Origin of the sequence: Pseudomonas sp. ADPe, from assembly GCF_014843515.1 — a bacterium.
Taxonomy (GTDB): domain Bacteria; phylum Pseudomonadota; class Gammaproteobacteria; order Pseudomonadales; family Pseudomonadaceae; genus Pseudomonas; species Pseudomonas citronellolis.
In genome coordinates, this window is the sequence record NZ_CP062122.1 from 6,265,183 (window position 1) to 6,277,500 (window position 12,318).

The following is a 12,318-nucleotide window of genomic DNA, read 5'->3' on the forward strand; positions in this document are numbered from 1 at the left end:
CCTGTTCAGGCGCTCTTGTCTTCCAGGCCCACGGGGGCGAACTTGCTCAGCCTGAGGTCGAGCCAGGACGGCTTGCGGTTCTGCGCTTCCTGCTCCTCCTTGCGCTGCACCGCGCCGCGCACCAGCAGGCCGCCGAAGTAGCGGATGGGCTCCGGCGGGAAGCTCTTGGGCCGGCGCCCCACCAGGCCGCAGCGGCTCCATTCGTCGTTGCGCCCCAGCACCAGGCTGGTGAGGATGCGCCCGCCCAGGCGGCTGGGGCCGACGCCGTTGCCGCTCCAGCCGATGCCGTAGAAGATGTGCGGCGCGCCTTCCAGGTGGCCGAACACCGGCATGCTGTCGTAGGTGCGGTCGATGGGGCCGCACCAGGCGTGGCTGATGGGCTCGTCGGCGAGGTTGGGGTAGGTGCGGCGGAAGTCTTTCTCGGTCTCTTCGCTCAGCCGCGGGTTGTCGTCGAAGCTGGCGTCGATGCGGCTGGCGTAGTTGATCATGCCGGTGCCCTTGCCGAAGGCGATGCGGCCGTCCTGCGTGGTGCGGTAGAAGTCCACCATCAGCTGCGAATCGGTGATCGACTCGCCGCCGGTCCAGCCGATCTGTTCCAGGCGCTGGGGGATCGGGTTGGTCGCCACTATGGTGCTGGTGACCGGCAGGACGACGCGGCTGAGTTCGGGGATCTGCGCGGCCCAGGCGTTGGTGGCCAGCACCACGCGCCGCGCCGTGACCGAGCCCGAGGGCGTGCGCAGCACCGCCGGTTCGCTGCGCTGGATGTCGTCCACGGGCGTGTTCTCGAAGATCCGCACGCCTTTCTCCAGCGCCACCCGGCGCAGGCCGCGGGCGAGGCGGGCGGGCTGCACGGTGGCGTTGCTGGCCTCGATCACGCCTTCCAGGTGCTGGCGCGAGCCGGCGCGGCGCTGCACTTCGTTGTCCGGCAGCGAGCGGAAGACCTGTTCGCCCAGGCTTTCGCAGGTGCGCTGCACGCCTTTCCAGGCGCCGCGCTGGGCGTCGCTGGTGGCGGTCCACAGCCAGCCGCCGCGGCGGAAGTGCGCGTCGATGCCGTGCTGCGCGCAGAACTCGCCGATCTCGCCGATGTTCGCTTCCGAGGCGCGGGCCAGGCGCAGGGCTTCTTCCTTGCCGCATTGCGCCACCAGCGAGCTGATCTTCGGCCACCAGGACATCACGAAGCCGCCGTTGCGCCCCGAGGCGCCGCCGCCGCAGATGTCGCGCTCGAGGATCACGATCCGGCACTGCGGTTCGAGCTCCAGCAGGCGCAGCGCCGTCCATAGCCCGACGAAGCCGCCGCCGATGATGGCGACGTCGACGCTGAGGTCCTCCCGCAGGGGCGCGGTCGGGGTGAGTTCGTCGGCAATTTCCTGGAGCCAGAGGGAGCGTTTCATGGCGAGAGCCCATGGGTTGTTGTTTCCCATAATCTCGCCGAGCGGCGCTGGCCTACCCATCGTGCATTTCTAACGATTTGGCGGCGGGTTTTCATACAAACATACGAACCCGGCGCTGCGGCTAGGGCACCCCAGCCTCATCGCTCTTCGTAGGATGGGTTGAGCTTGCGAAACCCATGCGGCCGTGGCGATGGGTATCGCTTCGCTCGACGCCATCCTACGGGGGCCTTCCACATCGTTTCCCCGTAAGCGCGCCCAGGTCGACCAGCGGATGAACTCGCCGGCCAGCAGGGCCCAGGTGTGGTGCGGCTGCCGTGCGGTCGGGTTGCGGACGGAGAGTTCAGGAGCGCTTGCCCGGAAGCGCACCCGCAACGCATGGCGACATGGCCCTGGTTGGCCACGCCGCATCCTGTCAGGCTAACTCCTTCCATGCCGCAACCAGGGAGTGGTCCCATGCGCTTCGATTGGCACAGCCAACCGATCACCCGGCAGACCCCGGTCGATCCGGGCTACCGCAACACCCAGAACGTCCGCCGCTTCCTGCGCGAGCAGTGCGGGGAGGGCTTTCGTTTCGAGCGTGCCTTCATGGCCTGGATACGCAGTGGCGCCCCGGCGACCATGGGCGAGGTGGTGGACGAATGGCTGCGGCGGTACGGCCCGTAGGGGCGCGTTCGCCCCGGCTCAGTCCAGCCAGCTGTGCCAGGCCAGGCGTACCGCGCCGTCGCGCAGCGGCAGCACGGTGAGGTTGTCCGCGCCGCGCAGTTCCATCAGCACCCGTTCCCAGGCCTTGGCGTCGTCGCCGGGGATGCGCTGCAGGGTCAGGCCGGGGCGCTGGCGGGCGTCGTGGGCGGCGATCTGGGCGTTAACCCGGGCGGCGAGCTGCTGGTAGGTATCGGCGTGCATGGTGTCCCCCTGGCGTCTGGGAAGTGGCTGATTGGCTCTGTGGAAAATACTGTATGTGCATACAGTATTGCTGTAAAGCCTCTCCGACGACGAGAAGATCACCGGCGTGGGGGTGGGCGCGCGCGCCTGCGTTTGCACTGAACTCCCGCGCGCCGCAGCGGCCCTACCTGCACAGGGCGCAGTGGCCAGCCATGGGCCGCTGCGCTGTTAGCAGCCAGGAGGAAGAAGAGGACGGCCGCATGAGCACGCCCGCCCCCGTGTACCGCACCGACCTGCCCGCGCGGCTGGACCGCCTGCCCTGGGGGCGCTTCCACAGCCGGCTGGTGGTGGCGCTGGGCATCACCTGGCTGCTGGACGGGCTGGAGGTGACCCTGGCCGGCGCGGTGGCCGGCGCCCTGAAGGCCAGCCCGGCGCTGCGCCTGGACAATGCCGGGGTCGGCCTGGCCGGCGGCGTCTACATCGCCGGCGCGGTGCTGGGGGCGCTGCTGTTCGGCTGGCTGGCGGACCGGCTCGGCCGCCGCCGCCTGTTCTTCGCCACCCTGTTCGTCTATGTCGGCGCCACGGCGGCCACGGCCTTCTCCTGGAACCTGTGGAGCTTCCTGCTGTTTCGCTTCCTCACCGGGGCGGGCATCGGCGGTGAGTACTCGGCCATCAATTCGACCATCCAGGAGTTCACCCCGGCGCGCTTCCGCGGCTGGGTGGACCTCGCCATCAACGGCACCTTCTGGGTGGGCACGGCGCTGGGCGCGCTGGGTTCCCTGGTGTTGCTGGACCCGCAGCGGGTCGGCGGCGACCTGGGCTGGCGGCTGTGCTTCGGCATCGGCGCGGCGCTGGGCCTGGTGATCCTGGCGATGCGCCTGTGGCTGCCGGAAAGCCCGCGCTGGCTGCTGATCCACCAGCGCCCCGAGGCGGCCAGGCGCATCGTCGAGGGCCTGGAGGCGCAGCTGCGCGCCCAGGGGCACGTGCTGGCGCCGGTGGCGCCTGGCCAGGCGCTGTGCCTGCGCGGGCGTCACCACACGCCGCTGGGGGAGGTGGCCGCCACGCTGTTGCGCCGGCACCTGCGTCGCTCGCTGGTCGGATTGACGCTGCTGGCCGCCCAGGCCTTTTTCTACAACGCCATCTTCTTCACCTATGCGCTGGTGCTGGGCGAGTTCTATGGCGTGCCGGGGGAGCGGGTCGGCTGGTACATCCTGCCCTTCGCCCTGGGCAATTTCTGCGGGCCGCTGTTGCTGGGGCGGCTGTTCGACGTGGTGGGGCGGCGGGTGATGATCAGCGCCACCTATCTCATCTCCGGCGTGTTGCTGCTGGCCAGCGGCTACCTGTTCCTGCGCGGCTGGCTGGACGCGACGCAGCAGACCCTGGCCTGGACGCTGATCTTCTTCTTCGCCTCGGCCGCGGCCAGCTCGGCCTACCTGACGGTGGCCGAGACCTTCCCGCTGGAGATCCGCGCCCTGGCCATCGCCGTGTTCTATGCCCTGGGCACCGGCCTGGGCGGCATCGCCGGGCCGCTGCTGTTCGGCCAACTGATCGAGACGGCCAGCCGGCAGAACCTGTTCATCGGCTACGGGATAGGCGCCGGGCTGATGGTGTTCGCCGGGCTGGTGCAGGCGCGCTGGGGCGTGGCGGCCGAGCGCCGCGCCCTGGAGGCCGTGGCGCCGCCGCTGTCGCTGGCGGCGCAGGAGGACGGCGCTCCGGGGCGGGCGAAGATCCCTCGCTAGCGACCCTGGTGCAGGCCGAAGGCGGCGACCTGCGGTGCGCGGCGCTGGCCGGCGCGCACCAGGGCGAACTCGTTGCCCAGGGCGCGGCTGAGCGCGCGCACGGCCGGTTCGCTGGTGATCAGTTCGGGCTGTACGCCGGGGATGGTGAAGTGCGTTCGGGTGGTGACTCGGCTGTCGAAGTGGAGGGTGAGCTGGCCGTCCGCCTCCCGCGAAATGCGGCATTCGTAGAACGGCAGGTATTGCTCGAGGATTTCGGCGATGCGCTCCGGGCTCATTGTTCGATTTCCTGTCGGTAGGTGGAGTGGGATGTGCTTCGCAGGGCCGTCCCTGGTGTTTTCGCCCTGTGCCGGCGAGACGGCCACGTCTGCCCGGCGGCCCTGCGAGCCGCCATGGGTGCTGCCGTCCGCTGCTGGCACCCTAGCGGTGGCCCAGGTCCATGATGATGATGAGGGCCGCCACGGCGATGATCAGCAGGATGAAAAAGGTATTCATGGCCCGCGCCTCCCCGGTAAGAGCTGAACAGTCGAGGCTGCCCGTTCGCAGGAGTTCACAAAGTCTTGCCCGGCGGTCAGGCGTGGCGGCCCATGGGGCCGCGTGGCCGCTGCGCTTCGCCGACGGAGCCGCTGCTCCGCATGGCCGGATGATCGACTACCGCGCAGGGCAGGGCATGTTCACCAGTATTGACCTGCCGGTGGTTTCCCACTCGGCCGTACGTCGCCGGGGTTGCATTCCGGCCGCTGCCGGCCTAAAAGCGAATCCCTTCAGCGCGCCGCTCCCCCGCCGGGCAGTGGCCGGCCACCGGAGCAGCAGAGGAAGCCCCCATGACAGCGGTCAGCACCCGCGAACACTGGATCGACACGCCGCTCGGCCGGCTCTTCGCCCGGCGCTGGACGCCGACTGGGGGCGGCGCCGCGGCGCCCATCGTGCTGTTCCACGACTCCCTGGGCTGCGTGGCGCTGTGGCGCGAACTCCCCGAGCAACTGGCGCGGGCCAGCGGGCGCGAGGTGATCGCCTACGACCGCCTGGGCTTCGGCCAGTCCGACGCCCATCCGGGGACGCTGGCGCGGGGCTTCGTCGAGGACGAGGCGCGGCAGGGCTTCTCCGCGCTGCGCGAACAACTGGGCTTCGAGCGCTTCGTCGCCTTCGGCCACAGCGTTGGCGGCGGCATGGCGGTGGGCTGCGCCGCGGCCTTCGGCACGGCTTGCGAGGCGTTGGTGCTGGAGTCGGCCCAGGCCTTCGTCGAAGACCGTACCCTGGAAGGCATCCGCGCCGCCGAGCGCGACTTCGCCCGGCCGGGCGGACTGGAACGCCTGGCGAAATACCACGGCGACAAGGCGCACTGGGTATTGCGGGCCTGGGTGGATACCTGGCTGTCCGATGCCTTCGGCGACTGGAACCTGGATGCCCAGCTGGCGCGCCTGCAATGCCCGCTGCTGTGCCTGCACGGCGAGCAGGACGAGTTCGGCTCGGCCCGCCACCCCGAGCGTTTCGTCGCCCGCGCCGCCGGGCCCGCCACCATGAAGTTGCTGGCGGACTGCGGCCATGTTCCGCACCGGCAGAAGGCCGCCGAGGTGCTGGCGCAGGTGTGCGCCTTCCTGGGCTGAGCGAGGCCGGCGAGAACCGTGCCAGAGCCCTCGCTGACACCCGCCGTTGCGTTACAGGCCGCGCCAGCCGTGGGCTGTGGCGGAATCAATATGAATGATCCGCCAGCGCGGCGGTCTACAGAACCGAGCGAGGCCGGCCGGCAGCGCCGCGAACAGGCGTGGCGCGCCAGGTGCCGGCGAGTGAGGTCGATCATGCGCTGGACAGTCCGGGTAGCGTGCATCGTCGCCTTGCTGTTCGGCGCCCCGGCATTCGCCGGGCCGCTCGGGCAGAAGGCCGCGGTGGCGGAGAACAAGGCCGAGGTGCTCGAGGAGCAGGCGGCCGAGCAGGGGGCGAGCGGCACGGCCGCCCAGGTCAGGCCCATCACCCGCAGCGAGGCCCGCGCCGTGGACCCGGCCGGGGAGGCGCCGCTGGACGACGCCATCACCTGCCTGGCCCGCTCCGTCTACTGGGAGGCCAAGGGCGCATCGCGCGGGGACATGGAGGCGGTGGCCAACGTGGTGATGAACCGGGTGGCCAGCAAGGACTTCCCCGATACCGTCTGCGCCGTGGTCAAGCAGGGCTCGGAGAGCAAGAGCTGCCAGTTCTCCTGGTGGTGCGACGGCCGCCCCGACCAGGTGGTGGAGGAAAAGCGCTACGACCTGGCCCGCGACATAGCGCGCAAGGCGCTCAACCGCCAGTTGCCCGATCGCACCGACGGCGCGCTGTACTTCCACGACCGCCACGTCAGGCCGTCCTGGGCGAGGACCTACCTGAGGACGGCGCGGACCGAGCATTTCCTGTTCTACAAACCGCGCCTGGGCGGCGAGCCGATAGCCCGCAGCGGGGCGGGACGGCGGCCGTGAGCGGGAGCGGCGGTCTTGCCGGGCCCGTAGGATGGGTTGAGCGAAGCGATACCCATCGCCACGGCCGCATGGGTTTCGCAAGCTCAACCCATCCTACGAAAAGCACCTCGGTACAGGGGCAAACCGTAGGAGCGGATTCATCCGCGATCCGGCCGGCAGGCCGGCGTGTGTCGGTGACCGCGGACGGAGTCTCATACCCCTGCCATTCCCATGTAGGAGCGCGCCCTGCGCGCGATTCGCGGGCAGGGCCCGCTCCTACAGGGAGGGTGCAAGGGGTTGGCCGGCGTGTATTGGTGATCGTGGATTAGGGTACGAGCGGGCACGGCTTCTCGTAGGAGCGAGCTTGCTCGCGAGCAAGCCCCGTAGCGGAGTCTGTTCGCGAGCAAGAACCAGGCGTCCCCCTCGATCCTACGAAGAGCACCTCGGCGCAGCCTGCTAGGCAGTTGCTCCTACGGTGCTCCAGGGGCGTTACATGGAGTACTTGACGCTGAACATCAGGTTGCGCGGCTCGCCGTAGTTCAGGTTGCCGAAGCTGATGCCGCTGTAATAGTACTTGTCGAAGATGTTGTTGAAGTTGACGCGGGTGTCGATGTTCTCGCTGACCTTGTAGCCGAGCATGGCGTCGACCACGGTGTAGCCGCCCTGCTGGAAGCCGGTTTCCGTATCTTCGGTCTTGCTCTGGGTGGTCAGGTTGCCGCCCACGCGCCATTTGTGCAGGTCGCCCGGCAGGGTATAGGTGCTGGCCAGCTTGAACAGGTGGCGCGGCTTGCTCGGGTCGAAGGGCTTGCCGACGTTGGATTCGTCGGCGTCATGCTTGTACTTCGCGTCGACGTAGGTGTAGCCCACCATCGCCTGCCAGCCTTCGCTCAGCTCGCCGCTCAGTTCCATGTCCACGCCCTGGCTGCGGACCTTGCCGGAGGCGCGCTGGCAGTAGTCGAAGGAGCTGGGGTTGGCCGGGCACGGGTTGGGGCTGCTGGTGTCGTCGGTGGCGCGGTTTTCCTGGTCCACCTGGAACAGCGCGATCTGCGAGTTCAGCGCGCCGCCGAAGTGCTCGCCCTTCAGGCCGATCTCGTAGTTCTTGCCGGTGATGGGGGTGAGCACGTTGCCGGTGGCATCCAGCGTGTCCTGGGGCTTGAAGATGTCGGTGTAGCTGGCATAGACCGAGTAGGTGTCGTTGAGGTCGTAGATCACCCCGGCGTAGCGGGTGACCTTGCGGGTGACCTTGAAGACGTCGGTGTCGCCGTGGGCGTCGGCCTCGTACCAGTCCAGGCGGCCGCCGAGGATCACCTTGAGCGGGTCGGCGATGTTCAGCCGGGTGGTGACGTAGGTGCCTTTCTGCTCCTGGTCGAGCTTCATGCCCCAGAGGTTCATGTCGATGCTCGGCTTGAGGGTCGAGGTCGGGTCCCACTGGGTCGGGTCCATTTCCCCCAGCGGTGTGCCATCCTTCTTGAACAGGTCGCCCCAGCCGCCGTGGCCGTCGAAGCGCTCCTGGCGGTAGCTGGCGCCCACCACCAGCTCGTGTTCGCGGCCCAGCAGCTGGAAGGGGCCGTTGGCGAAGGCGTCGTAGCTCTCGTGGTCGTCGGTGTAGTCGTACTTGCCGGCACCCTGGGTCATGGTCGGGCAGTCCTGGGTGTAGTAGCAGCTGTTGTACAGGCCGAGCATGTTGATGCGTGCCCACAGCTTGTCGGCCGCCAGCTTCATCTGCCAGCCGTTGTCGAAGCGGTGGGTCAGGTCGCTGAACAGGTGGGTGGTCTTGGTATCCCAGTAGGACCAGTCGGCGCCGTAGTAGTCGGAGCGCTTCAGGTCCAGGTGGCGGCCGCCCAGCGGGGCGGGCAGGCCCACCCAGTTGTCGTTGCGGTTGTCGTCCTGGTAGGAGGCGCCGATGGCCAGGGTGGTGTCCGGGCTCAGGTCGGCCTCGGTGATGCCGTAGAGCACGCCGCGCTCGCTGCTGACGTAGTCCTGGAAGCTGTCCTTGGTCTGGTAGGCCATCACGGCGCGGCCGCGCAGGGTGCCTTCGCTGTTCAGCGGGCCGGAGACGTCGGCCTCGCTGCGGTAGCGGTCCCAAGTGCCGGCGCTGCCCTCCAGGCTCATGTGGAAGTCCTGGGTGGGGCGCTTGCGCACCATGTTGATGGCCGCCGCCGGGTTGCCGGCGCCCTGCATCAGGCCGGTGGCGCCGCGCACCACTTCGACGCGGTCGAACATCGCGAGGTCCGCCGCGGAGATCACGTCCTGGGTGTAGGTGGAGATGCTGGTGGGCAGGCCGTCGTACATGATGTTGTCGACGTCGAAGCCGCGCGAGGCGTAGCTCACCCGCGCCGGGCCGTACTGCTGGACGGTCAGGCCGGTGACGCCCTTCACCGCGTCGTTGAGGTCGTTCATGCCCTGGTCGTCCATGCGCTGGCGGGTCACCACGCTGACCGACTGCGGCGTCTCGCGGATCGACATGGGGATCTTGGTCGAGGTGCGCATGGCCTTGGTGGTGTAGGAGCCGCTGCCTTCGGTGGTGGCGGCTGCGGCGGGGTCCTGGGTACCGAGCACCTCGGTGGCGCCCAGGTCCACACGGTCATCCTTGGCCGCGGCCTGGATGGCCAGGGGGAGGGCGGAGAGGCTTAGCAACAGGGCGCTGGATACTACTTGTCTCATTTTGCAGGGTCCTGGTCGGATGTAAGCCGCATGAGGCCGTGGCAGAGGCCGGCTGCGATTCTTGTTTACGTAGGAAATCGGAGAGGGATTTCTCCGCCGGCAAAATGGTAAGGAAAGGTAAATATGTTGTAAATAAAAACAATTAGCATTTACAGATTGTCACCAAGGTGGCCTTGAGGGGCGGCTGTTTCCAGGGAGGGATCATCGCGGACGGAGTCCGGGAGGGGCACGGACGTAGGAGCCGTGCCCACCTGCAATGTAGGAGCAACCGTCTTGCGCCGAGGTGCTCTTCGTAGGATGGGTTGAGCTTGCGATACCCATGCTGCCGTGGTGATGGGTATCGCTTCGCTCAACACCATCCTACGAAAAGCCGTGCTTCCTGGAATCGTAGGACTCCGTCCGCGATCGGCCACCGGCCATGCAAGTCGTCGGACATCGGTGCTCCGGCCAGCTGCGGATAACCGCGAACGGTTATTCGCCCTACGCGCTGTCGGCAGAGGAGGATTCTTCCTGCGACCGGGCTTTCATTTCCGGCTGAGGGGGAATGTCGTAGGCGTTTGGTGTGGGGCAGGTCGGCGACCCATGCGCCTTACATGGCGCTACTTGCAGCGCGTACCGCAGGTAGCCGTTGGGTGAGGTGCCCAGGTGTCGGAAGCCTGCCCGTGGTCTCGTCAGCCGTGCGCCAGCGGCGGGGTGCGCGGCGGGACGATGCGGCGCTTGCCGGTCGACTCGAAGGCCGCGGCGAAGCGCAGCAGGGCCGAGTCGTCGTAGGCGCGGCCGGCGAAGGTCAGGCCCACCGGCATGCCGATGTCCGCCATCACGCCCATGGGCACCGTCACCGTGGGCACGCCCAGGTGGCGGATGGCGAGGTTGCCGTTGGCGACCCACACGCCGTTGCTCCAGGCGATGTCCGCCGAGGCCGGGTTGACGTCGGCGTCCGCCGGGCCCACGTCGGCCACGGTGGGGAAGAGCACGGCGTCGAGGCCGAGTTCGTCCATCCAGTCTTCCAGGTCGAGCTTGCGCGTCTTCTCCAGGCCGCGCAGGCCATCGGGCAGGGTGGCGATCTGGTCCCAGGGCTTGATGCCGCGCTGGGCCATGCGCACGTATTCGTCCATGCCGGCGGCGAGGTCGCCCTCGCGGTTGGGCAGGGTGCCGGGGTCGTGGGGGAAGATCAGCTCGCCCTGCACGTCGGCCAGGCGGTTCAGTTTGGGATCGCCGTTGGCCCGCAGGAAGTCGTCGAAGGCCCAGCCGCTCAGCTCCCACAGCTCGTCGTGGAGGAACTCCTTGGAGACGATGCCGCGGTTGAACACCGTCGGCGCGCCGGGGCGGTCGCCCTCGCAGTTGGAAACCAGCGGGAAGTCCACCTCGACCACTTCGGCGCCGGCCGCTTCCAGGGCCTTGCGGGCCTGTTCCCAGAGGGCGATCACCGAGGGCCGGGTGTGGATGCGCTGCCCGGTCGGGCCACCGATGCCGGGGTTCTCGCTGGTGCCGGCCGCTTCATCCTTGTTGATGAACATGCGCGGCACGCCGAGGCGCTTGCCGGTCAGGGCGTCGGCCTTGGCGGCCAGTTCCAGGTAGGACGCCGGGCGCACCGAGGCGACGTCGGGGATCGGCACCCAGGGTTGCAGGCGCCACAGGTCGCCGCGTTTGTCGGCGTCCTCGGCCACCACCGCGTCCAGCACTTCCAGCAGGTCGGCCATGGTCCGGGCGTAGGGCACCACCACGTCCATGGTCGGCGTCAGCGGCCAGTTGCCGCGCACCGAGATCACCCCGCGCGACGGGGTGTAGGCGCACAGGCCGTTATTCGAGGCCGGGCCGCGGCCGCTGGACCAGGTTTCCTCGGCCAGGCCGAAGGCGCAGAAGCTGGCCGCGGTGGCCGTGCCCGCGCCGTTGGACGAACCGGAGGCGAAGGGCGCGGTGAGGTAGGCGGCGTTGTAGGGGCTTTCGGCGCGGCCATACACGCCGCGCTGCATGCCGCCGTTGGCCATGGGCGGCATGTTGGTCTTGCCCAGGCAGATGGCGCCGGCGGCGCGCAGGCGTTCGATGGTGAAGGCGTCGCGGTAGGCCACCAGGTCCTTGAAGGCCGGGCTGCCGGAAGCCGCGGTCAGGCCCTTCACCAGGTAGCTGTCCTTGGCGGTGTAGGGGATGCCGTCCAGCGGGCCCAGCGTCTCGCCCCGGGCGCGGCGCGCGTCGGACGCCTCGGCTTCCGCCAGCGCATCGGGGTTGCGCACCACGACCGCGTTCAGCGCGGTGGGGGTGTCGGCGCCGTCGTAGGCGTCGATCCGCGCGAGATAGGCCTTGACCAGCTCGACCGCGGTGATGCGGCCGGACTCGAGCGCGTCGCGCAGCTCGGCAATGGAAACCTCGGTTACCTCGATCATGCTGTCACCGCCGCTTGCAGGTGGGTGGTCGCGAAATCGGCTTTCATACTGTCCTCGTTCACTTCTTGTTCGGCACCCCGGTTTCCGGGGCAGGCCGCCGGGCACTGGGCCGGCGGCAGTTGATCAGTGTATCAGTGGCGGGGACCGGCGGCTGCCGTCATCCGCTCGTGCTCCTGAGCCCGCCTGCAGTACCCTGGCCGCCCGCTTTATGAACGAGAACACCGCGATGCCCGATGAAGACCGCAACCCGCTGCTGATCGATGGCCCGGCAGGCCGGATCCAACTGCTCATCGACGCCCCGGCCGGCCCGCCCCGCGGCGTAGCCATGGTCAGCCACCCGCAGCCGCTGCTCGGCGGCAGCCCACGGCACCTGGTGCCGCTGACCCTGGCGCGGCGCCTGAGCAAGGCCGGCTGGCTGGCGGTGCGCCCGAGCTTCCGTGGGGTGGACGGTACCGAGGGCGAGTACGCCGAGGGCATCGGCGAGGCGCAGGACAGCCAGGCGGTGGCTGCCTATCTGCGCGAGCGCTACCCGGACCTGCCGCTGGCGCTGGTGGGCTTTTCCTTCGGCGCCTACGTGTTTGCCCGCACCGCCCGCGACCTGGCGCAGCCGGCCGAGGCCGTGGTACTGATGGGCCTGCCGGTGGGCACGGTGCCCGGCGGCCGGCACTACGAACCCATGGCGCTGCCGGCGGACTGCCTTCTATTGCACGGCGAGGCCGATGAAATGGCGCCGCTGGCCAATCTGCTGGACTGGGCGCGGCCCGAACAGCGCCCGGTCACCCTGTTCGCCGGCGCCAACCACTTCTTCAAGGGCTGCCTGGACCGCGCGGTGGAC

The 12,318-nt window shown here is 69.0% G+C and carries 10 protein-coding genes (1 of these 10 only partly in view); 5 read left to right on the forward strand and 5 right to left on the reverse strand.

Going from position 1 to position 12,318, the window contains the following annotated elements:
* Window positions 1–5: 5 nt before the first annotated feature.
* Window positions 6–1,391, reverse strand: a complete 1,386-nt coding sequence (locus IG194_RS28365) for an NAD(P)/FAD-dependent oxidoreductase (RefSeq protein WP_058489473.1) — start codon at window positions 1,389–1,391, stop codon at window positions 6–8.
* Between the two features lie 453 nt (window positions 1,392–1,844).
* Between IG194_RS28365 and IG194_RS28370 the strand changes: the two genes are divergently transcribed.
* Entirely contained in the window at window positions 1,845–2,054 is a 210-nt protein-coding gene (locus IG194_RS28370) for a DUF6434 domain-containing protein (protein ID WP_058489474.1), read from the forward strand.
* Window positions 2,055–2,072: 18 nt separating this feature from the next.
* Here IG194_RS28370 and IG194_RS28375 read toward each other — a convergent pair whose 3' ends face one another.
* Window positions 2,073–2,294, reverse strand: coding sequence for a DUF1654 domain-containing protein (locus IG194_RS28375; RefSeq protein WP_058489475.1), 222 nt, complete (start codon window positions 2,292–2,294; stop codon window positions 2,073–2,075).
* 239 nt (window positions 2,295–2,533) lie between these two features.
* On the opposite strand from IG194_RS28375, the gene IG194_RS28380 reads away from it, so the two are divergent.
* On the forward strand, window positions 2,534–4,012 hold the full coding sequence (locus IG194_RS28380; RefSeq protein ID WP_058489476.1) for an MFS transporter: 1,479 nt from the start codon (window positions 2,534–2,536) through the stop codon (window positions 4,010–4,012).
* Here IG194_RS28380 and IG194_RS28385 read toward each other — a convergent pair.
* Complete coding sequence (locus IG194_RS28385) at window positions 4,009–4,287, reverse strand: hypothetical protein (protein ID WP_009620156.1); 279 nt, start codon at window positions 4,285–4,287, stop codon at window positions 4,009–4,011. The two genes, IG194_RS28380 and IG194_RS28385, sit on opposite strands and share 4 nt — an antisense overlap.
* 546 nt (window positions 4,288–4,833) lie before the next feature.
* On the opposite strand from IG194_RS28385, the gene IG194_RS28390 reads away from it, so the two are divergent.
* Complete coding sequence (locus IG194_RS28390; protein ID WP_058489477.1) at window positions 4,834–5,616, forward strand: alpha/beta fold hydrolase; 783 nt, start codon at window positions 4,834–4,836, stop codon at window positions 5,614–5,616.
* Window positions 5,617–5,808: 192 nt separating this feature from the next.
* Window positions 5,809–6,459: a cell wall hydrolase gene (locus tag IG194_RS28395; protein WP_058489478.1), complete on the forward strand. Its 651-nt coding sequence runs from the start codon at window positions 5,809–5,811 to the stop codon at window positions 6,457–6,459.
* A gap of 468 nt (window positions 6,460–6,927) precedes the next feature.
* Here the strand turns inward: IG194_RS28395 and IG194_RS28400 are convergent, their stop codons facing one another.
* Window positions 6,928–9,102 carry a TonB-dependent siderophore receptor gene (locus IG194_RS28400; protein WP_082996251.1) on the reverse strand — a complete coding sequence of 725 codons (2,175 nt, stop codon included), beginning with the start codon at window positions 9,100–9,102 and terminating at the stop codon, window positions 6,928–6,930.
* Window positions 9,103–9,773: 671 nt separating this feature from the next.
* Complete coding sequence (locus IG194_RS28405; protein ID WP_058489479.1) at window positions 9,774–11,483, reverse strand: amidase; 1,710 nt, start codon at window positions 11,481–11,483, stop codon at window positions 9,774–9,776.
* 226 nt (window positions 11,484–11,709) lie between these two features.
* On the opposite strand from IG194_RS28405, the gene IG194_RS28410 reads away from it, so the two are divergent.
* A protein-coding gene (locus IG194_RS28410) for an alpha/beta hydrolase (RefSeq protein ID WP_058489480.1) crosses the window boundary here: on the forward strand, window positions 11,710–12,318 show its 5' portion. Its footprint extends 45 nt past the window's final position; only the first 609 of its 654 coding nucleotides appear in the window; its start codon is at window positions 11,710–11,712; its stop codon lies off the right edge, out of view.